Raw genomic sequence first — 21,344 nt, 5'->3', positions numbered from 1 at the left:
CTTAAAAGCTCCTTTACAAGATGATACGACGTTCCTCCAGTTCCATTTCCGCAGGTTTGTTACGGAATAGTCGGCCAAGGACGAATAAGCAAATGACGCCAAGCAGTGCATAGAGGACGGCAAAAAGCCAAAACGCAACCCCGACGTTGGGATTTGTTGTCGCCGCGTCCGACACTTTCATGTATCCTCGTATGATCCATGGTTGTCTTCCCACCTCGGCATAAAACCATCCCAATTCAATGGCAAGAAGCGATAAGGGCCCTCCGGCAACGATGCCCGTTAGGATCCAGCGATTATAGGCATTCCAACCCTTGACTTTCTTGATAAACAAAAACAGAACGGGAATGGCCAACAAATAAAAACCGATGCTGACCATCAAATCGAACAAATAATGCACATACAGCGGAGGCCACTCCTCTGTCGGAAAATCGTTCAATCCCACTACCGTCCCATTCGGGTCGCCTGTGGCAAGAAAACTGAGCCCCCATGGAATCTCAATGGCCCCAGTCACTTCCTTCGTTTCTGGATTCAACTTTCCTCCGACAATCAACGAAACCTCGTTGCCGGTTTCGAAATGCCACTCGGCCGCAGCCAACTTCTCGGGTTGCACCTCGGCCAGAAATTTGGCGACCAATCCCCGATCCAGATCGTAGAGGCAGCCAAGATGAGTCCGGCTGCCATGTTCAATTGGATTGACTTTTTGTAATAGTCATTCTTTTTTCCTCTTAACATAGCGAAAGCCGCAATCATGGCAAGCAAAAAAGCCGCCGTTACATAAGCCGAAGACAACACATGCGCAACCTTGGAGGGCATGGCCGGATTGAACATCGCCGAAATCGGATCGATATGTATGAAGTTTCCGTGTTCTACTGTAAATCCCTGCGGTGTATTCATAAATGCGTTCACCATTGTGATAAATAACGCCGAGGCAGAGGAGCCGATAACGATGGGAACGGTCAATAGCCAGTGCAAGTACGGATTTTTGAACCGGTTCCATGTATACAGATAGATACCCAGAAAGATTGCCTCGAAAAAGAAGGCGAAAGTTTCCAAAAAAAGTGGCAGGCTGATCACGTTTCCCGCCAGTTTCATAAATTCGGGCCACAGCAAGCTTAACTGAAGTCCGATGCACGTCCCTGTTACCACGCCTACCGCGACGGTGATGACAAAGCCTCGTGTCCACCGCCTTGCCATCAACGTATAGTTAGGATCCTTCTTACGTATGCCTATCCACTCTGCAATCGAAATGAAAATGGGGATGCCCACACCTACTGTAGCGAACAAAATATGAAAAGCGAGGGTCATTTCCGTTAACCCCCTGCTCCAATCCAGCGTACTCATTTCATGTTTCCCCCCTGCTGCTTGAGATCCTAACACTTCAATTAAGAATTATTATGTCATATCCCGCATGGAAGTATGCAGGAATCCCCACCTGACATTTCCAACGGCAATTTAAGCGAAAGTGCGAAAACAACAACGATAATCAACAGCATCTACTTCAAAGACCCATTGAGGTTGGACTCGCAAATGTTCAACATCATACCACTTCCATGGTAATAATTTATTTGGTTTTTTATTAAAGTTCCGATTTTATTTTTGTATTTGGAACATCATATATTATTAGCTCTTAATTGCCCATTTTCAGCACTAAAGGTATACTGATTCCAACAGATATGTTCCGATTCTGCCCATTTTAGGAACTTTATTCGGAGGGGATCAAGTGAAACGAAATTGGGAGTTGGAGGAGTTAATTGAGCATTTTACGTTTCTTCCTAACGAAATGCAGCAAGTCGGCAATAAGTCGGGGGAGACTCGGTTGGGGTTTGCTGTTCTGTTTAAGTTTTTTCAATATGAAGCGCGATTCCCCTTCCATAAATTCGAAGTTCCCAAAGCAGTCATTCAATACATAGCCAAGCAGATCGAGGCACCGGCAGAGCTGTACGCACAATACGATTGGACCGGTCGCCCCATCACCTATCATCGAACACAAATCAGGGAGTTTTTTGGTTTTCGTGAGGATACCGTCAATGATGCTGATGAGGTAATCGATTGGCTATGCAAAAGCGTGTTATTCCAGGATCACGACTTCGAACATTTGGTCGAAACCGTATACCAGCGATTCCGGGAGATGAAAGTTGTACCGCCTACGCCTGATCGCATTGAGCGACTTATCAGAGCCGCAATCCGTACATATGAAGAACAATTTTTCCAAGCTACAATGGAAAAGTTGCCTATGGCATCTTTATTCAAATTGGATTCACTTGTAGATAGTATCGCATTTCTGGATGAAGACCAGGGCGGCTCAAGCAGCAGCGACGAGGGACTTCTTTCTTTTCAAGAGCTAAAGGCCGATCCGGGCAAACCAGGTGTCGAAAGTGTGTTAAGAGAAGTAAGCAAGCAGCGAACGATTCGAAATCTGGAACTTCCGGATGATCTGTTTCGTGATATTCCTCTTAAAGTATTGACCAAGTATCGGCAGCGGACCGCGACAGAGGATCTCCGGGAACTTCGCCGCCATCCTGATCCGATCCGTTACACATTGTTGGCCGCATTCTTCTGGCTAAGGAGTATGGAGATAACGGACAATTTGATTGAACTGCTTATTCAAATCGTCCATCGAATAGGTGTACGGGCAGAACGCAAAGTCGAAAAGGAAATCCTGAATGACTTACGCAAGGTAAGCAATAAGTATGGCATTTTATTCAACATGGCGCAGTCTGCCGTCAATAATCCAGACGGAGTAATTCGTGATGTCATTTTCCCGGTCGTTAATGAGCAGACATTACGGGATTTGATAAAAGAATTCAAACACACAGGTCCGGCTTACCGGAAGAAAATCCATACCATTATTCGGGCTTCCTATGGGAGTCACTACCGCCGTATGGTTCCCGAAATATTAGGCATCCTGGAATTTCGATCAAACAATGAAGTGCATCGGCCAGTGATTCGTGCGTTGGAGCTGGTCAAGAAATATTCAGATACTGGCCATCATTATTTTCCGATGTCCGAAGAAATCCCGGTAGATGGTGTAATCCGGATGGTAAATAAAGAAATCATTGTTGAGAATGACGAGAAAGGCCAGGAGCGGATCAATCGGATGAATTATGAGATAAGCGTCCTGCAAGCTTTACGGGAAAAGCTTCGTTGCAAGGAAATATGGGTCGCCGGAGCGAACCGTTACCGTAATCCGGACGATGACTTGCCAACAGACTTCGAGGAACGGCGGGAAGAAAATTATAAAGCTCTAAAGCAGCCGCTGGATGCGGAAGCATTCATTGCAACGTTGAAGCAGGCCATGAAAGATGGATTAGAAAAGCTGGATACCGGACTTCAGAAAAACCCCAAGGTCCGGATCACGGAGAAGGGAAATGGTTGGATTAGCTTATCTCCGTTAGAACCACAAGCAGAGCCAGTCAACCTATCACGGATAAAATCAGAGATGCTTCGGCGATGGCCGATGACGAGCCTATTGGACATTTTAAAAGAGGCCGATCTTCGTGTCGGATTTACTGAAAAATTCAAGACTGTTGCTGTACGCGAAGCGTTAGGCCGGGATACGCTGCAAAAGAGACTCATCCTATCCCTTTATGGCCTCGGGACGAATACCGGCTTGAAACGTGTGAGTGCCGGTGAACATGGAGAAAGCTATAAAGACTTGCTGTACATCCGGAGGAAATTCATACATAAGGACAATCTCCGAAACGCAATTTCCGAAGTGGTGAAAGCGATTTTTCGCGTTCGAATGCAGGAGATTTGGGGCGATGCCACGACATCCTGTGCATCGGATTCGAAAAAATTTGGCGCATGGGATCAAAATCTTATGACCGAATGGCATATCCGGTACCGCGGTCGCGGCGTTATGATATATTGGCACGTTGAGAAGAATTCAACGTGCATTTACTCGCAGCTTAAATCTTGCTCCTCCTCCGAAGTTGCAGCCATGATGGAAGGATTACTTCGTCACTGTACCGAAATGGAAGTCGAGAAGAATTACGTGGATTCTCACGGCCAGAGCGAGGTTGCGTTTGCATTTTGTCACCTTTTGGGTTATCAGCTCATGCCTCGACTCAAGGCGATTCATTCGCAAAAGTTATACAGGCCCGAGCCAGGCATGACGGATGCCTATCCTAATTTGCAACCGGTACTGACCCGTCCAATCAATTGGGAACTGATTCGGCAGCAGTACGATCAAATGATGAAGTACGCAACGGCCCTGCGCCTCGGAACCGCCGAAACGGAAGCAATCCTGAAACGATTTACCCGCAATAACTTAAAGCATCCGACCTATCAAGCATTGGGAGAACTCGGCAAAGCGGTCAAAACGATATTCCTGTGCGACTACCTTCACTCTGAAGAGCTGCGCCGCGAGATCAATGAAGGCTTGAATGTCGTGGAAAACTGGAACTCGGCCAATAGCTTTATTTTTTACGGCAAAGGCGGTGAAATTGCCACCAACCGGTTAGAGGATCAAGAGTTGGCCGTTTTATCTCTTCACCTTCTGCAAAACTGCCTGGTGTACATCAATACCATTATGTTACAAAGCATCCTATCCGACCGTAAATGGTACGATATGATGACTCCGGAAGACTTACGGGCGCTTACCCCGCTGATCTACACGCACGTAAACCCTTACGGTACATTCAGGCTGAACATGAGTGAACGCCTTCCGTTGGAAGAAGGTGTTATCGCGTGAGTGAGAGGCGCATATCGCCGAAACGTAAAGCGAAGGAGCTGGCCAAATATCTCCGTGGAGAAAGGCCAGATTATGCCTATCTCAAAAGCTTGTTCCAGCATCTTAGAGCGGAGCTGGAGGTTGAAGTTCCAATAACAGCAAAGAAGCTCCCCTATGTACCTACGGAAGAGGAGCTTAAACGCTACTACGGCGTGGTTTGGCAAACGAAGAACTTTCAAGATATGATGATCGTCAAGACACTGCTATATACCGGCGTTCGGGTAAGCGAGCTGATCAATATCAAGTTGTCCGATGTTGATTTCCACTACTGCCAAATCCGGATTAATAAGGGCAAGGGGAGCAAGGATCGCATTGTCCCTTTCCCCCCAATCGTTCAAAGAAATGCTGGCCATGCACGCCGATTCAATGAAAAAGAAGCAAGCGGTTTATCTGTTCGAATTATCATGGAAGAAAAAATATACCCATCGGGGAATACGAAAGATCTTGGCCAAATATTCGGAGGAAGCCGGCCTTGTACAAAGTCTATCGCCGCATAAACTGCGACATTTCCTGTTGACCTGGCTTAAAAAGCAGGGCATCGATGACGCACTCATACAACCGTATTCCGGTCACGAAAGCCGTAAGTCGTTGGAAGTCTATTCAAAACTGGCAATCACCGATGCCCAGCAGGAGTACAACGTAGTTATCAATAAATTTCCCATTTAATTACATCTACTTTGCGGGTGGTGTCAGCTTCGCTGGTACTACCCCAGCGAGGGCGCTTCTTGCAGGCACCGGCCAGTTCCTTGCTCCAAACCAAAAAGCGATGCAGGAAGGATAGACTCCGTCTGCGTCGCTTATTTTTTGCAATATTTACATGCTGCATGCGATGGGAAGCGTTACTTCAATCGTGGTACCTTCATTCTCCACACTGTAGACCTTGACGGTGCCGCGGTGATTGCCGATGATTCGCTTGCTCACCATGAAGCCGAGCCCGGTCCCTGTTTCTTTGGTGGTAAAAAAGGGCTGCCCAAGCTTGGCCAGTACCACTTCGGAGATGCCGCAGCCGTTGTCTATGAAACGGACGATGATCGAATGCTCTGTGCGGACGGCTTGAATCAGGATGCGTCCTCCGTGGCTCATGGCTTCAATCGCATTCTTAATGAAATTAATAAATACCTGCTTTATTTGATTCTCGTCGCATAAAATAGGGGGAATATCTTCGCTGAGATCCGTTATAAGCTCTACATTGTTCAAGATGGCCTGCGTATCCAGCAAGGTTGTCACCTGGCTGATGAGGACCCGGATATCGCTGGAAACCAGATGCACGATCTGAGGCTTGGCCAAAATAAGAAGTTCGCTGAGAATGACTTCGATCCGCTCAATTTCGGAAGTCATAATGTCATAATACATGGCTTTCTCACGAGCTCCCGATTTCATCAGCTGAATAAAGCCTTTGATCGCTGTAATAGGGTTGCGTATTTCGTGGGCGATCCCGGCAGCCAGCTGCCCCGCGATAGCGAGCTTCTCCGATTGGATAATAAACTCTTCCGATTGCTTCTTCTCCGTCATGTCCCGGATAATCAGAGCCCAGCCGCTAATCTCTCCATGCTCGTCATACATCGCAAAGCTGGATAGCGTGACGGTTAGCAGGGCGCCGTCCCTTCTTACGCGAATGGCTTCTACGCCTTCGAACACTTCATCCGATTTAATGATATTAAGATTATAGAGCACCTCCGCTTCGTAGTCAGCCGGTATATTAGGTAAATCCACAGCCCGAACTCCAACCAGCTCTTCTTCCTTCCAGCCGAAGGTGTTCTCGAAAGCATAATTGGTTTTCACGACGCGCTCGTTTAAGTCAAAGATAACAATCGGGTCGATATTCCGGTAAATGAACGATTCCAGCTGCTCCTTCGCCGCTTTGAGCTCCTGCTCCGCCTGTTTACGGGTAGTGACATCTCTTCCCACCGCCAACACGCTGATCGTATCACCGTGTTTATCCTTAATACGGGTTGCTGTGGTTTCAAACCATACAAAATGCCCTTTTTTATGGCGCACTCTGCATATAAATAGGGTTTCGCTGATATCCTGCAGCAAGCACTGCTCATTGACTTCGGCCCAGTCCTCGGGATGCCAGAAGTCCGTAGCGACTTGACCTATGTATTCCTCAGGCTCATATCCCAGCAGGACTTTGATGGCAGGCGAAACGTAAGTGATTCTCCCATCCGGTGCGGCCAGCGAAATGACGTCCTGCAAATGCTCCGAGATCAGGCGGTACAATTGCTCGGTCTTTTGCAGCTTGTTTATCAAAGCTTTCTGGCAGGCAGTATCTCTGGCTATGCCGTGTACCCCGACAATCTCATCTTTTACATAAATAGGAATGTTAATGACGTCAAACGTAACGGCCTGCCCGTTCTTACGGATGGCCGTGGCTTCGTATTTTTGAGCGGTGCCTTTTGCCGCTTGCGAGAAATAGTATTCTACCGTTTCTAGCATGGAAGGAGGGGTCAGATCGCGAAAGTTGATAGCCCCGTCCACGATTTCCTGCTGTGTATACTTCATCTGACACTCGAAGGAAGGGTTAGCGGATGTATAGGTTCCGTTCAAATCCATGGAATAAATTAAATCCGGATGATGATGGAACAGGGAGCGGTATCCCTGCTCATTATATTCCAGTTGATCTATGTATGGAGCTTCGGCCCGAGAGGCCGGCGCCAATGCGTTCAAACGAAGGTTCTTACCGGGCGCTGCCGTCTCCGACTGCTTTATCATTTGGTACAGCAGCAGAGGGAGAGCTTCTTCAGTTAAGTGCAGAATAGATGCGGTAATTTCCATTTCTATCAGGCAGCCCTCTTGATGCAGAAAGCGCTGTCTAAACCGTTGTGCGCCGTTCGAAAGCTTTAGTGCTTCAAACAAATAAAGATGGTCTGCACAGATGTCCTGTGAATCGATCATTTGCGTTAAACTCCGCCGCAGCAGCTCGTGTTCTTCATAACCGAACCAAGAGCAGGCTGTCGGGTTTGCTCTTACCAATTGGCCGTTTGTATCTATGAGAATCATGCCGCTGGGCGCATGCTGAAAGGTCTGAATGAATATCGGATGAAGTTGCAACTGTTGCTCGATTCCCATGTTTGTTCTGCCTCCTACAAGAGCCTATATAAGTGCTTCTAGGGGGATGTCAAATTTCCTTCCAAATCTTTAGCTATCTTTAGGATTAAAATTTCTTTAGAAAAGCAAATCATCCGCGCATGCTTCCGGATTTATTCAGAATTGCTATTCCAAGGAAGACTTACTGCAGGAGGGCTGAACTGCTATAATAATGGGATGATCAGCCCTGCGGAAACTTGTTTTTATAATATTCAAAGGGGGTTAAGCATGAGCGGAAGCACCACACTGTACATAGTAAGACACGGCCAAACGGAATGGAATGTGCTGCATAAAATGCAGGGGCATCAAGATTCCCCCTTAACGGTGCTCGGCATAAGGCAGGCGGAATGGCTGAGAGATTCGCTTAAGGAGCAGAGGCTGGATCAGATTTATACAAGCTCGAGTGAACGAACTCGCCGAACGGCGGAAGTCATTAGAGGAAGCCGAGAAACGGAAATCATAGCGTGTCCGGATTTACGGGAAATTCATCTGGGCAGATGGGAAGGCAGGACTCAATCAGAGGTAAAAGCAGCCGATCCTGCAGCTTTCGAAGCTTTCTGGAATGATCCTGAACGGTTTCAAGTAGAAGGAAGCGAAACCTTTCGCGAGGTTTCGAACCGCGCGCTTGCCAGGATGAATCAAATCCTGAAGCAGCATCAGGGGAGCCATATACTTATTGTTACGCATACGGTTGTTGTGAAGCTTCTGATGGCGCATCTCGAGAAGCGGCCGCTGCACAAGCTGTGGGAGCCGCCGTATATTCACCCGGCTTGCTTATGTAAAGTCGAGATCACTGAGGGCCAGACGGAAATTCTGCTCCATGGGGATATAGGGCATTATCGGGAAGCACCGGCGGAAGATTAGATGGGGTTTATATGGTGAGGGGGAGACCAATGACAATTATGACAGATGCCAATGGGAATGTGTTTTTAGCATTCATGCAGGTACCAGAGGATGAACTGGGGAATATCTCGCTTGACGCGCCCCTAACCCATTCATTAATAGTGGTCAAACGACAGGATAGTTTTTTATTCATGTATAACAAGTGGAGGCAGATTTGGGAATTACCTGGCGGAGTCATTGAACAGGGGGAAACTGCCAGGCAGTGTGCAGTCAGAGAACTGTTTTAAGAAACGAGTCAGGCTATCGATACTGTTCAATTTGAAGGTTTAATGAAGTTTAAGCTTCAGCCAAACTATCATGGTCCATGAAAGGATAGAGTACGGCGCTTTATACTCTGCTCAGCTGGAACAGCTTGATGATTTTATTGAAAATGAGGAAGCAAAATCGATTATTTTATGGGACGGCATATCGGATATTGGAAAAGTGGCGGAGATCGATAAGAAACTCATTGAGTTTATTTAATGGAGACCGGGAACTATTCTGATCTAAGGCCTGAAGCAGCTCCGCCGATTTACACAAATGCTGTCGTGAGCTGCAGCTCCTTTTCGGCGCAAATCACGAAAAAACTACAAATTGAAAGCGGAAATGTCTGCTGGTAGCTTAAATTGACGCTATTTGCGCTTGCCCAGGAAATAATGAGGTATGCGCCTATGGAAATAACATATGGGCATGCCGAGAGACCGGGAGAAAACGTGGAGCCGCGCGGGTTTAGCAAGTGAAGGAGGCCGGGAAATGAAAGAAAACTGGGAACGGACGGAGCCGCCTGCAGACCTTAGTATTGAAGAAATAGAGGAGCTCGTCCGGCCTGCAGCTGACGGAAGAAAGCTGCTCTCTGCCGCCCGGCTCGGGAAAGGCTTCAGCAATACGAATTATAAGCTTCAGCTGGAGGGCGGTCATGGTCCCTATGTGCTGAGGCTGTATCGGAGGGATCCGTCGGTTGCCGAGAAAGAGCTGGAGATAGCTCGACGGCTGCATGGAAAAGTGCCTGTTCCAAATATGATCCATATGGATGCTAGCTGCACCCGCTATAAGAGTCCATGGGCGCTTATGGAATGGAAAGAGGGGATATTGTTAAGGGACGTGTTGAAATCCGGAGATTCTCAACAGAGGGTGCAGGCAGCTGCAGAAGCTCTCGGCAAGGTTCTTGCAGACATTCATGCCCATACATTTCCAACGGCCGGATTTCTCGGGAAAAGTTTAGAGGTTGCGGAGCCATTTGCCATGGAAGCAGACACGTTCCTGATATTTATGAAGGATAGCTTGTTCGCCAACCGGTCCGGATATTGGCTGGGGAAGGAGCTGACACCAAGCTTATGGACCTTCTGCCAAAAGCATGCCCACAAGCTATCCGATCCGGAAGACACTCCAGTGCTCGTTCATTCCGATTTTAACGGGTTGAATATCCTGATCGCACAGGACGGCGGCGTGTCGGCGGTGCTGGATTGGGAATTCGCCTTCGCCGGAAGCCGGCTTACCGATATAGCCAACCTGCTGCGTTATGAGCAAAAGGCTTCTCCATTCGAAAGGCAGTTCATTCGGTCTTACGAGCAGCATACCGGAAAGGCATTGCCTGGGGAATGGCAGCTGCGTTCGAAGCTGGAGGACCTCATCGCTTTATGTGATATGCTGAATCATTCGACAGAGGCGATGCCTAACAGGGTTCTTGATCTGAAGCGGCTGATTCGGCGCACGCTGGAATACTGTGCGGATGCATAAATTGATCCAGACAGCGAGTCATGCAAGCGGTTATTCAATTCAACGGAATATATAGAGCATGTATATGCAAAAAAAATGGGTTTACATAATAATTATTATGTAAACTAAATGAACGAAAAAGTGCCTAACCCGCTCCCGCGCGAAGCATTCGCAGGAACGGGTTATTTGTTTTTATCCCATGGAAGCTTATGAATTATGAATCGTTGACCCGATTCGAACCTGCAGTCCTGGAATGGCAGGATGCCAGACAGCAGGCTCCGGCAGTACAGGCGAGACGGCGGATTGGCCGGAGCCGAAGCTGTTCCGAATGCTGGAGGCTTTTTTGACCGGAGCAGGGTGCCGCTTGGGAGGGAAAGCACTAGCTGATGAAGCGGCAAAAGCAGCTGCGGGTAAATCCGCAGCAGATGAAAGCCCTGCAGACGACGATGGATCGGAGGAAACCGAGGCTGCCGCGTTATCATAGTAATCGCTTCTTCCTCTGGAGTGAACGGATGACGGGGGCGCTTCAGGCTTGGGCTGCTGCTTGGATAGATCGGCTGCGACGCGGACTTTGTCAGCTGATGTAGAAGCTTGGTACTGCTGTGCGGCACGCTCGCCTAATACCTCGTGCAGCAATTCGTTCGGGGTATGACGAAGGACGGCGGAGCTGTCCGCTGTCACGGGAGCCGAATGATTGTAGAGCAGAAGCAGCCGTGCTTCTTCCGAGGCGCAGCTTATCCAATGCCACCATCCCGTTGGCAGGAACAAGACTTGCCCCGGTTTGATGCGGTAGGTATGCAGTGCGGAAGTTGCCGGATCGAGGACCGCAGCCTTCAATTCACCCGACAGGGTATAGATAAGCTCGCCTGCATTCGGATGCCAATGAGGACGGGGAACCGCATCCCGCTTTAAGTGCAGCTCGGCTAATGCGAGTCCTTGCAATGCAGGAAGCTGCGCGGATGTGACCTCATACACCGGATGATTCTCGTAAGTACGAACGGCACTGCCGCCTTTCATATCGAAAAAAAGCTGAGGAGCTCCTGAAGCATCATAAAATGGCTCGGCTGCACGAGTGAAATCCGACATCGTCTGGAACCTGCCTTTCCGGATGGTCTGGTTTTAATTGGCGTAATGAAACGCCTAAGTTAGGGAAATTCAGCCTATCTTATGCCTGGAGAGAAGGGATCATGCATGATTTTTAACGGATAAGCCGAAGTCCCCGTTTGAAAAAAAAACTTTTGTGGTATGATGTAGGGGACATCCATTTTATACGAGAAACGTAGGAGGAATTATAGTGCAGGAAATGTCGGTTTATCAATCGATAGCACTGGATATTGCCCAAAGAATAGTCAGCGGCGAGTTTCCGGTTAACAGTAAATTTTCGGGACGGACGCTGCTTGCCAGTCAGTATCACGTGTCCCCAGAAACCATCAGGAAAGCAATCGGATTATTGAAAGACGAGGGGATCGTTTCCGTCTCGCAGGGCAAGGAAATCACCGTACTCTCGGACCGCCCGGCTTATGACTATATTACGAAACATAAATATATGAAATCCGTGTATTCCCTGAAGCAGGATCTGGAAATTTTATTAAACGAGAAGAAAAAAATAGATGAGAAATTCGAACTGATTCTTAGCGATATTATTAATTTTTCGGATAGGCTGCAGAACCTGAAGCCCTACAATCCCGTTGAAATTCAAGTGGGAAGACACTCCCATGCCGTAGGCAAAACGATTGCCGCGCTGGAATTTTGGCAAAAAACAGGCGCCACCGTCATCGCCCTGAGAAGGGGAACGAGTGTGACTATTTCCCCGGGTCCTCATGTCATCATCATTGAAGATGATATTCTGGTAATGATTGGAGACGGACAGGTATATCAGCGCACGAATCAATTCATTAACGAAGCGAATCCAGCCCCCGTTCATCGCTAATATACAGTACACAGACACAGCCAATTCGGCTGTGTTTTTTTGTTGATTTGGAATCAATTAACAGTATAAACTAACAACTTTAAATATTCAATTGGGTTGTCAGTTGTCGCTATCTTTGTTATAGTTACTAAAAAGAAGGGCAGGCCGCACAAGACATTTCTCATGCCGGCCATGTTTGAAGGAGGTAAGCTATGCTGAAATTTGACAACGTAGGAAAGACGTACCCCAACGGCTTCCAAGCCGTGAAATCAATGAATTTTGAGATCGACGCAGGCGAGATGATCGCATTCATCGGACCGAGCGGCTGCGGAAAGACAACCACGATGAAAATGATCAACCGATTGGTTCCCCACACGGAAGGTACGATTACGATTCATGGGAAGGACATTACGAAAGAAGACCCCGTCGAGCTAAGACGCAACATCGGGTATGTCATTCAACAAGTCGGATTGTTCCCCCACTACACCATTGAAGACAATATTGCGCTGATCCCGCATTTGAAAGGGTGGAGCGAAGCGAAGAAGAAGCAGCGCGTTCACGAAATGCTTCACTTGATTGGACTTGAGCCCGCTCAATTTGCCAAGCGTTATCCCCGTGAGCTGTCCGGCGGACAGCAGCAGAGGGTAGGGGTAGCGAGGGCGCTGGCGGCTGATCCTGAAATTGTGCTGATGGATGAACCCTTTGGAGCGTTGGACCCCATCACCAGAGAACAGCTTCAGGATGAACTGATCCGGCTGCAAAAATCGGTTAAGAAAACGATCGTATTTGTCACCCACGATATGGATGAAGCCTTGAAGCTGGGCGATCGCATCGCCGTCATCAAGGACGGGTCCTTGCTTCAGCTGGATACGCCGGAGAAGCTGATGAAAGAGCCGGCGCATGGTTTTGTAGAAACGTTTATCGGCAAAAATCGTCTGTATCAAAATCCGGAGTTCATCTCGGTTAAGGACATTATGCGGGATAATCCGGCTACCGTGCCGTCCAACCGCTCGCCGGCGAGAGCTTTGTCGTATATGCGTCAGCGCCGGACGGATACGCTGCTTGTGGGCGACGATAACGGAAAGCTGACCGGCATCGTCTCCGGTTACGATCTTCAAACTAAGCTCGAGACCATTCAAACCGTTGAGGAAATTACTGTGCCGGCGGAGCCGTATTTGGATGAAAGCGCAACGGCTCAGGATGCTTTAATGGCCATTACTGACGCCAAATTCGGCGTGATTCCTGTCGTGAACCACCATCACAAAATTAAAGGCGTCGTAACAAGAGCCAGCTTACTGACGACTTTCGCCGATCATTGGGCAGGAAGGAAGGAGTAAGCTTATGAAAGCGAACCTATGGGAACAATTGGGACAGCAGTTCAGCTCAAGATGGGAGGACCTGCTCAAGGCTACTGTGCAGCATATGGAGTTGGTCATTCTGTCCATGATATTAGCCATCCTTATCGGAGTACCGCTCGGCATTCTTATTACAAGAATTCCAGCCATCAAAGGCTGGGTGCTCGGCACGGCGGGGATCCTGCAGACGATCCCGAGTCTTGCACTGTTAGGCTTTATGATTCCGTTATTCGGCATTGGCATGAATACGGCCATCGCGGCATTATTTTTATATTCTTTGCTTCCGATCATCCGCAACACGTTCACAGGCATCCAAGATGTTGATAAAGCTACATTGGAAGCCGCCAGAGGCATGGGCATGCGGGACGGGCAAATTTTATTCAAAATTCAGCTGCCGTTAGCCTTGAATGTCATTATGGCCGGTATTCGCACGGCGACGGTCATCAATGTAGGGACGGCCACACTGGCTGCTTTTATCGGGGCCGGAGGCCTTGGCGATTTTATCTTCATCGGAATTCAGCGCAACATTGACGCATTGATTCTGATCGGGGCGCTGCCTGCTGCGGTGCTCGCGTTAATTTTGGACTTTTTGCTCGGAATCATGGAGCGGGTGACAACACCGCGCGGACTTAAAATTTAATAGTATAAAAGAAGAGGGGTTAACTGAATGAAATTTAAAAAAAGCTGGATGATTGGCATGGCTTCAACGGTTTTGGCGGTATCCCTGGTCGGCTGCAGCTCGGATAAAGGCAGTAAAGGCACGATAACGATCGGATCCAAAAACTTTACCGAAAATATTTTGTTAGCACATATTATGGCGGATGTCATTGAAGATCAGACGGATTTAAAGGTAGAACGCAAAGTAAACCTCGGGGGCTCGAATGTTGCATGGAAAGCGCTGCTTAACAACGACATCCAGCTTTATCCCGACTATACAGGGACGATTGTAGCGAATTATTACCAGGAGAAGACGGGGACAGCCGACGAAACGTTGAAGCAAACGCAGGAGCTAGTGAAAAAGGACAACGTCGTGTTCACCAAGCCGTTCGGCTTTAACAATACGTATACTTTGGCCGTCACGCAGGATACAGCGAGCAAGTACAAGCTGAAAACGTTCAGCGATCTGGTCAAAGTAGCCCCGGACCTGATCCTGGGCTGCGAATTTGAGTTCAAAGACCGTCCGGACGGCTATCCGGGGATTAATCAAACGTACGGCATGAATTTCAAAGAAGTCAAAGGGATGGACCACGGCATCATGTACCGGTCGCTGACAGATAAAAATGTCGATGTCGTCGATGCCTTCTCTACCGATGGTCAAATCAAGGTAAACAATCTTGTCATTCTGGAGGATGACAAAGGGTTCTTCCCGCCTTACCATGCCGGTCCGCTGGTGAGACAGGATACGCTTTCTCAATATCCGGAAGTGGAAAAAGCGCTGGACACGCTCGAAGGCAAAATCACTGAAGACGTGATGCAGCAGCTGAATGCGAAGGTCGATTCCGAAGGATTGAAGGAAGAGACAGTAGCTATGGACTTTTTGAAGGAGCAGGGCCTGCTCAAAAAGTAAGCCGTGTGAAGGAATAAATATACCGAAAGCAATGAGGGTGGCAAAGTCTTGGGAGGGCTTTGCGGCCCTCTTTTTGTATTCCAATTAATCATTATTAGGAATAAAGGCAGGATAGGACGAGGCATTCATGAATAGTAATTTAAAGAGTATAGTAGAGATTGTTTTTGGAATAGCTTTTGCTGTTTTATTTAAATGGAAGGTAAGCACTATCTACCTCATTTCAGACAGAACCTCGTTGCAGGTTACACTGTTTTTTGCAGGGATTTTTGTATTTTATTTGTCACTTCATGTAAGCAATTATTTTATCAATCAGTACAGGCGATATGGAATTTTTAGTTATGGGGGGATTAGCGGAGCAGCTTTTGTCCTATTTTTAATACTTATTTTGCTTTTTGTTCATACTCCAAAAGAAACCATTGACTACCTTATAAAAGTGGGGCTCGCTTGGGGGATTTTTATAATAGCATACGCAATTGTTAGAAAAAGATTTTAAAAAGTAAACCAAAATAGGCAACAACAATAATGCAATCGAAGGAGAAAATGTATGAACATTCGTCTGGCAAAGAACGAAGATCAGCTCATCAGGATGAGATGGGATTTTACAAACGAGTATAATGAGAACAAAATTGAGGAAGACCGTTATGTGGATTTTTACTTAGAATGCAAGTCTTTTCTAACGAAGGCTATTAACGAAGACAACTGGTTTATTTGGGTTGTTGATTTGGATGGACTCATACTTTCACATATCTATTTGGAATTAATTCAGAAGGTACCCAGGCCAGGAAGAACAACCCATCCATTCATTTATATGACTAACGTATACACGCTGCCAGAACATAGGGGTCAAGGCTTAGGAAGTAAATTGCTCAAAGAAATTGAAGCCTGGTCAAGAGAGAAGGAGTACGAATTCATAATAGTTTGGCCAAGCGACTGGAGTACCGAGTTTTACGAACGAAACGGGTATAAGCTGTGTAAAGAACCGATGGAGTTAATATTAGAATAGAGAGTTTAATGAATGGAATGCTGCTATTTCATGGTGTCATGAATCTCCAATGCAAGGTCTATCAAATCCTAAATCAACTCCAATAGGTAGGCTACTAAAGAAATAGGTTCCCAATTCTCGTTCCCCAAGATTAGGAGGTATTTGCAAATATTGGATCTGTTCCTCTGGAGTTAGCAGTTCCCCTTACTCCCGCACATATCTTTCTCATTCCATCATTGCCACGCTATTTTTTTGACTTCAGATTGCAAATGTGTATGAGTTGTCTTGACGTAAATCATCGTTGTATCTAGGCTATCGTGTCCCATAATTTGCGCCAAGCGGTGCAATGGCGTGTTTTCTGCCATCACGTACCCGAAACGGTGCCGAAGATCGTTGGCGCTCAATCCCTCGAGCTGCGCTAATTTCCTATATTTTTGAATCAAATGGCGTAAAGCACGTTCTGTTAATCGCTCGCCAGTTTTCTCCGATGGAAAAAGGAAAGGACTATCCGAGGGTAGGACTCCCATATATTTTTCTAAAGCAGCACTGCATGTAGCGTTCAAAGGTACTTCCCGCTGTTTGTTCCGTTTTCCAGATCGAACCGTAAGCTGACCGCTACCGATTTGAATATCCCCGGGAGCCAGATCGCATATTTCCATTGTTCGTAAGCCGGTGTGAATCATCACAATAAGAAGCGTCAGATCCCGAAGGGAACCATCGTGCTCAGTTGCAGCGATCAATGCGGCTTCTTCTTTGTCTGTTATCTGCCTGGGCCTTACCTTTTCTTCAGGAACTAATTTAACCGGTTTAGAAGGGTCGCGACGAATTCTGGATTCCGACACGGCCCACTCGAAAAACCGTTTCAGGGTTATAAGCCGCCGGTTAATGGTCGCCGGTTTCAATTCCATTACTTTTTGGGCGGCTTCCCGGTATTGTGCTAGTGTTGGAGTAGTCACTTCTTCGATTCGAAATATCGCCTCTTTCTCTTGAGGGTCAGATGACTCAAACCAACCGATGAAGTGTTTCAGGTCGCTTGCGTATTCCTTTAGCGTTTTGGGATTCAAATCTTTGTGGGTGGTAAGAGCGTAAATGAAGTCGTGAATTGTCTGCTCCCCTTGTTTAGAAATCCCGGTCGTTTCACTCATTAGAGAGACCTCCAAATATTGACTTACATTAGCGGACATGGTATTCTTATCTTAACCAATACAATAGCGGACATCAAGTATAAGTTCTGAAAACATCTAATGACAGCTAATCTAAATTATCGGTCATTGAAATGGTTAATGGATATGGTTAAATTAATCTTTGGAGGAATTCTATGCAAACAGGTACAGTTAAATGGTTTAATGCTGAAAAAGGCTTCGGTTTTATCGAAATTGAAGGCGGAAACGATGTATTCGTTCATTTCAGCGCAATTGAGGGTGATGGTTACAAGTCGTTGGATGAAGGTCAACGTGTCCAATTCAATGTAGTCCAAGGCAACCGTGAACCGCAGGCTGAAAACGTTGCTAAAGTTTATTAAATTTTTCGAGCTGCCCTAAACGTAGGGCAGTTTTTTGTTTATTCCCACCTTACATCCATGCACGAGGACTTTCTTTTTCGTAATTAGAATAATATAAGCGGAGGTATCGTAAATGAACAAAGAACAATTGATCGAAGATGTGGCGAAATCTAGTGGATTTTCAAAAAAAAATGCTGAAAAGGCAGTAACGCATGTGCTGGACTCGATTTTTGAAGCTCTAAAGCAAGGCAAAGAAGTTCGACTAGCCGGCTTCGGGAAATTTGATGTTCGTACTCGTGAAGCACGCCTAGGAAGAAGCAGCAAAACCGGTGAAGAGGTGGAACTTCCGGCGGGTAAAGTTCCTGTATTTACGGCAGGAATTACTCTGAAAAAAGCTTTGAATTAAGCTTAATATCTCCAAATGCTAATATAAAATAAAGATGTTACTACATTAGGAAAGAGGTTTTTTATCAAAATAAGTACACATGATTCCGATGATGTTAATGTCGTATTATCTACCGTTGATGACATTATTAATTTTTATTCCAAACAAAGTTTGCAGAGAAAAGCAGCAGCTCTGAGCATTTTAAAGAATGACACAAGCAAGGAAAGGGATGATATATATAATTGGAGAAATGATTCTTTACAACCAACCAGTAAGGATGATTAAAAAGAGTTCGTGGTTGATAACGATTTCCTGCGTTTTATCTTCCTTTTTCTTCACGGTTTGGGGAGGATGCCTTTTGATTGGTTGCCTCCTTTACATGGCTTTTTCGAATCGAAAAGTCAGAAAACATGTGGTAACTTATGGAAAATCATTGCAACGAGTAATTTTCAAGAAAAAGGGATTACTATGAAATCACTTCAAGAATATACCCGCTGGAAGAAGGACATGGCTCCACACGGTAAATCGGATTTGAGGAAGAGCATCTGGCAGCTGGTCAATAGCATCGTTCCTTTCCTCTTGCTGTGGGGTCTTGCCTATCAAACCCTGTCTATCTCCATATGGATCACACTGACGCTTGCAATTCCGGCATCCGGATTCATGATCCGAATCTTCATTATATTCCACGATTGCTGCCATTTGTCGTTCTTCGCTGGGAGGAAGGCGAATACAATCATCGGAACAGTGACGGGAATCCTCACTTTCTTCCCTTATGAACAATGGAAAAATGAGCACTCCATTCATCATGCGACTAGCGGCAATTTAGGCCGTAGAGGCACAGGCGACATTTGGACGCTGACCACGAAGGAATATGCAGCCTTCTCCCCATGGAAGCGTCTAGGATACCGCTTATACCGCAACCCATTTGTCATGTTCGGGCTCGGACCGATATTTATATTCTTGTTTGTATACCGGTTAAACCGGAAGAGTGCCAAGCGCAAAGAGCGCATGAATACGTACCTAACGAACGCAGCGTTAGCAGCCTTAATGGGACTGCTCTGTTGGTTGCTAGGCTGGAAGGAGGTGCCTACTGGTGGAAGGGACGATCCTCTACTTGTCTGGCGTTGCGGGCATATGGCTCTTCTACGTGCAGCATCAATTTGAGAATACCTATTATGAGCGTACTGATGAGTGGGATTTTGTCAGCGCGGCTATGAACGGCAGCTCCTATTATAAGCTGCCCAAAGTCCTGCAATGGATAACGGGGAATATCGGCTTCCACCATATTCATCATCTGGATCCTCAGGTGTCGAACTATAACTTGCAGCAAATACACGAGAGCAGCACCGCCATGCATGGCGTTCCTGCCATCGGAATTCGTTTGAGCCTGCAGGCGCTTCGATACCGACTGTGGGACGAGAGCAGCAAACGATTTGTGGGATTTCGGGGTTTGTAAGGATAAACAATTGGCAGATCGCAGTTTCTTGCAATCTGCCTTATTTCATTGCCTGTTTCAGTAATGCTCGCTCGAAGGAGTTATTAATGCGATTAATCATTCACATCATAAATTTACATAACATTTATTATGTAAACATATTTCTATGACCACACTAAGCCAGCTTCCCCATTCCCATGCTTGTCCTTAGAAAAAGAGGGCAGCCCTCTCTTAACCAGCCGGCTCCTGCGCAAGATAGGCTTGTGTAATTCCGATAAAATACTCCGACTCCCTGCGAATATGGTTCAATACGGTGATTGCGGTCGCGTTGTTTTTCATGGCGTGGCTCTCTTTGCCTAATTGATTCAACAGCTGGATAAAATGCTCGCTCTGCTGAAGCGCATACCGAACCAGCTGAATAATTTGAGCGTAAATCTCGCTTGTCACTTGGTCCATCCGGCTGACCGTTTCAATATAACGGACAAAAAGCGCCTGCGTCTGCGCTAGCGCTTGCTCCCATGCCTTTAATGCGTCGACAAACGGCTGCTCCAAATTCGGCACCAACGCACGAATAACATCCGTATGCTCGGTCTCCTGATGCTTCCAAAATTCGCCTTCATCCAAAATGCGCAGCGGCATTTTATCTCCATAATAAAACTGCACAATGACCCCGCTCCCTTCAAGATAAGAAACGTCTCTCATTGAAGTGTATTAAAATTCAGGGCGCTGTATGTCATTTATTAGCATGTTCACGAGCGGAGCCGCTTCTCTCTATTGATTTCCCGCCTCTTTTTACCCCCTATGCTCCATCCGGAATGCCCGGGGCTGAATCCCCACATGCTTGCTGAAGCAGCGAACGAAATACGGAAAGGAGCCGAAGCCCGTCTCTTCCGCAATGTGCCCGATAGGCTCATCGGTATGTATTAAAAGCCGCTTGGCCTGCTCCACCCGATAACGGGTAACGTATTCGAGCGGCGTGCAGCCGAACGTTTTTTTCATGCAGAGAGCAATATGATTCTGGTGAAAATGGAGCGCCTCGGCGAGACACTGGTAGGACAACGGTTCTTTGTAGTGCCGCCGCAAATAAACGGCTGCATTCTCCGCGACGCGAACGTAAGGCCGGTCACCTCGGGTACCGCCTTCCTCCTGAAGATGCAGGAGAATTTCGTGAAACTGCTGCTGCTGCTTATAGAGAGCAAGAGGGAAAGGATCCAGGCTAAGCTGTAGAAGATGGCGAAAGGAGTCAAAGACGAGACCGGGTGTCTGAATGACGCCGCTTCGCTTCATATATAAGGAAAAGTATTCGATCTGGGCATAGGGCTGCGAATCGATTAGAAGCGGGCTAAGCGGCTTCTCTTCGTCCTCGGACCAGCGGCCTAACGTCTGAAAATGCAGCCAGTAAAAGTGCGTTTCTTCGCTGCAGGGCACCGCGGTTCGATGGGCTCTATCCGGACGCAGGACCGCATAAGAGCCTGCCGGTATAGGCAGCGCCAGGTTCCCTTCCTCAAGAAACAAGCCGCCCCGAGTGACGGCGATCAGATCAAAGACACCGATGTTCGAGCGGTTGGCATGCTTGCCTCCTATAGGGTAAGTATCTTCTCCGCTGACGATATAGTGGGGCATAGGGGGAGCAATAAACTGCAGCACCTCAAAAGCTCCTTCCGTAACAGCTGTATAGATCCATGATAGGGCAAAGGAACGGAAGAAGTAAAGAAAAAATGGCGTTCAACAAGCGAGGCCACTGAAAAACTAGCGGAGAGTACGGAATGTTCTGTAGAAGCGAAAGCGTTCGC

19 protein-coding genes and 2 pseudogenes are annotated in these 21,344 nt (G+C 47.1%); 15 read left to right on the top strand and 6 right to left on the bottom strand.

Annotated features, from left to right (window positions below; all coding sequences use genetic code 11):
* Positions 1-13 precede the first annotated feature (13 nt).
* Positions 14-1,341, bottom strand: a pseudogene (locus ACHHV8_RS15070) (cytochrome ubiquinol oxidase subunit I).
* A gap of 379 nt (positions 1,342-1,720) precedes the next feature.
* Here ACHHV8_RS15070 and ACHHV8_RS15065 point away from each other — a divergent pair.
* From ACHHV8_RS15065 to ACHHV8_RS15055, 3 genes are read left to right on the top strand one after another with little or no spacing between them, the layout of a single operon-like run.
* Complete coding sequence (locus ACHHV8_RS15065; RefSeq protein ID WP_395159225.1) at positions 1,721-4,693, top strand: Tn3 family transposase; 2,973 nt, start codon at positions 1,721-1,723, stop codon at positions 4,691-4,693.
* Entirely contained in the window at positions 4,690-5,229 is a 540-nt protein-coding gene (locus tag ACHHV8_RS15060) for a tyrosine-type recombinase/integrase (protein ID WP_395159223.1), read from the top strand. The genes ACHHV8_RS15065 and ACHHV8_RS15060 overlap by 4 nt, the downstream gene beginning before the upstream one ends.
* The gene (locus ACHHV8_RS15055) at positions 5,123-5,398 is read left to right on the top strand and encodes a tyrosine-type recombinase/integrase (RefSeq protein ID WP_395163516.1); all 276 of its coding nucleotides are present in this window, start codon (positions 5,123-5,125) and stop codon (positions 5,396-5,398) included. Before ACHHV8_RS15060 ends, ACHHV8_RS15055 begins: the two co-directional genes overlap by 107 nt.
* A 147-nt stretch (positions 5,399-5,545) precedes the next feature.
* Here ACHHV8_RS15055 and ACHHV8_RS15050 read toward each other — a convergent pair whose 3' ends face one another.
* Entirely contained in the window at positions 5,546-7,801 is a 2,256-nt protein-coding gene (locus tag ACHHV8_RS15050) for a PAS domain S-box protein (RefSeq protein WP_395159221.1), read from the bottom strand.
* Positions 7,802-8,047: 246 nt separating this feature from the next.
* On the opposite strand from ACHHV8_RS15050, the gene ACHHV8_RS15045 reads away from it, so the two are divergent.
* The 3 genes from ACHHV8_RS15045 (at position 8,048) to ACHHV8_RS15035 (ending at position 10,438) form a co-directional block, all read left to right on the top strand.
* Positions 8,048-8,683, top strand: a complete 636-nt coding sequence (locus tag ACHHV8_RS15045) for a histidine phosphatase family protein (RefSeq protein WP_395159219.1) — start codon at positions 8,048-8,050, stop codon at positions 8,681-8,683.
* 29 nt (positions 8,684-8,712) lie between these two features.
* On the top strand, positions 8,713-8,949 hold the full coding sequence (locus tag ACHHV8_RS15040; RefSeq protein ID WP_395159217.1) for an NUDIX domain-containing protein: 237 nt from the start codon (positions 8,713-8,715) through the stop codon (positions 8,947-8,949).
* A 505-nt stretch (positions 8,950-9,454) separates the two neighbouring features.
* On the top strand, positions 9,455-10,438 hold the full coding sequence (locus ACHHV8_RS15035; protein WP_395159215.1) for a phosphotransferase family protein: 984 nt from the start codon (positions 9,455-9,457) through the stop codon (positions 10,436-10,438).
* Positions 10,439-10,624: 186 nt separating this feature from the next.
* On the opposite strand, the gene ACHHV8_RS15030 is transcribed toward ACHHV8_RS15035, so the two are convergent.
* On the bottom strand, positions 10,625-11,503 hold the full coding sequence (locus tag ACHHV8_RS15030) for a cupin domain-containing protein (protein ID WP_395159213.1): 879 nt from the start codon (positions 11,501-11,503) through the stop codon (positions 10,625-10,627).
* A 217-nt stretch (positions 11,504-11,720) separates the two neighbouring features.
* Between ACHHV8_RS15030 and ACHHV8_RS15025 the strand changes: the two genes are divergently transcribed.
* From ACHHV8_RS15025 to ACHHV8_RS15000, 6 genes are all read left to right on the top strand, one after another.
* The gene (locus ACHHV8_RS15025; RefSeq protein WP_395163515.1) at positions 11,721-12,347 is read left to right on the top strand and encodes a GntR family transcriptional regulator; all 627 of its coding nucleotides are present in this window, start codon (positions 11,721-11,723) and stop codon (positions 12,345-12,347) included.
* 191 nt (positions 12,348-12,538) lie between these two features.
* On the top strand, positions 12,539-13,663 hold the full coding sequence (locus ACHHV8_RS15020) for an ABC transporter ATP-binding protein (protein ID WP_395159211.1): 1,125 nt from the start codon (positions 12,539-12,541) through the stop codon (positions 13,661-13,663).
* A gap of 4 nt (positions 13,664-13,667) precedes the next feature.
* The gene (locus tag ACHHV8_RS15015; RefSeq protein WP_395159209.1) at positions 13,668-14,321 is read left to right on the top strand and encodes an ABC transporter permease; all 654 of its coding nucleotides are present in this window, start codon (positions 13,668-13,670) and stop codon (positions 14,319-14,321) included.
* A 27-nt stretch (positions 14,322-14,348) separates the two neighbouring features.
* A complete protein-coding gene (locus ACHHV8_RS15010; protein WP_395159207.1) occupies positions 14,349-15,248 on the top strand; it encodes a glycine betaine ABC transporter substrate-binding protein in 900 nt (299 codons plus the stop codon).
* A 127-nt stretch (positions 15,249-15,375) separates the two neighbouring features.
* Positions 15,376-15,741, top strand: coding sequence for a hypothetical protein (locus ACHHV8_RS15005; RefSeq protein WP_395159205.1), 366 nt, complete (start codon positions 15,376-15,378; stop codon positions 15,739-15,741).
* Between the two features lie 51 nt (positions 15,742-15,792).
* Positions 15,793-16,251: a GNAT family N-acetyltransferase gene (locus ACHHV8_RS15000; RefSeq protein ID WP_395159203.1), complete on the top strand. Its 459-nt coding sequence runs from the start codon at positions 15,793-15,795 to the stop codon at positions 16,249-16,251.
* 212 nt (positions 16,252-16,463) lie between these two features.
* On the opposite strand, the gene ACHHV8_RS14995 is transcribed toward ACHHV8_RS15000, so the two are convergent.
* Entirely contained in the window at positions 16,464-17,375 is a 912-nt protein-coding gene (locus ACHHV8_RS14995; protein WP_395159201.1) for a tyrosine-type recombinase/integrase, read from the bottom strand.
* A gap of 173 nt (positions 17,376-17,548) precedes the next feature.
* Between ACHHV8_RS14995 and ACHHV8_RS14990 the strand changes: the two genes are divergently transcribed.
* The 3 genes and pseudogenes from ACHHV8_RS14990 (at position 17,549) to desA (ending at position 19,572) form a co-directional block, all read left to right on the top strand.
* Positions 17,549-17,752, top strand: a complete 204-nt coding sequence (locus ACHHV8_RS14990; protein ID WP_395159199.1) for a cold-shock protein — start codon at positions 17,549-17,551, stop codon at positions 17,750-17,752.
* A 112-nt stretch (positions 17,753-17,864) separates the two neighbouring features.
* Positions 17,865-18,137 (top strand): HU family DNA-binding protein, encoded by a 273-nt coding sequence (locus ACHHV8_RS14985; protein WP_395159197.1) that lies wholly within the window; start codon positions 17,865-17,867, stop codon positions 18,135-18,137.
* A 447-nt stretch (positions 18,138-18,584) separates the two neighbouring features.
* Positions 18,585-19,572, top strand: a pseudogene (gene desA, locus ACHHV8_RS14980) (Delta(5) desaturase DesA).
* 210 nt (positions 19,573-19,782) lie between these two features.
* On the opposite strand, the gene ACHHV8_RS14975 reads toward desA, so the two are convergent.
* Positions 19,783-20,214 (bottom strand): DUF2935 domain-containing protein, encoded by a 432-nt coding sequence (locus ACHHV8_RS14975; RefSeq protein WP_395159195.1) that lies wholly within the window; start codon positions 20,212-20,214, stop codon positions 19,783-19,785.
* A gap of 129 nt (positions 20,215-20,343) precedes the next feature.
* On the bottom strand, positions 20,344-21,198 hold the full coding sequence (locus ACHHV8_RS14970) for a helix-turn-helix transcriptional regulator (protein ID WP_395159193.1): 855 nt from the start codon (positions 21,196-21,198) through the stop codon (positions 20,344-20,346).
* Positions 21,199-21,344: the final 146 nt, after the last annotated feature.

The organism is Paenibacillus sp. TAB_01, from assembly GCF_043945595.1.
Taxonomy (GTDB): domain Bacteria; phylum Bacillota; class Bacilli; order Paenibacillales; family NBRC-103111; genus Paenibacillus_S.
The sequence above is the reverse complement of the archived record's forward strand: the minus strand, read 5'-3'. Positions and strand labels throughout refer to the sequence as shown.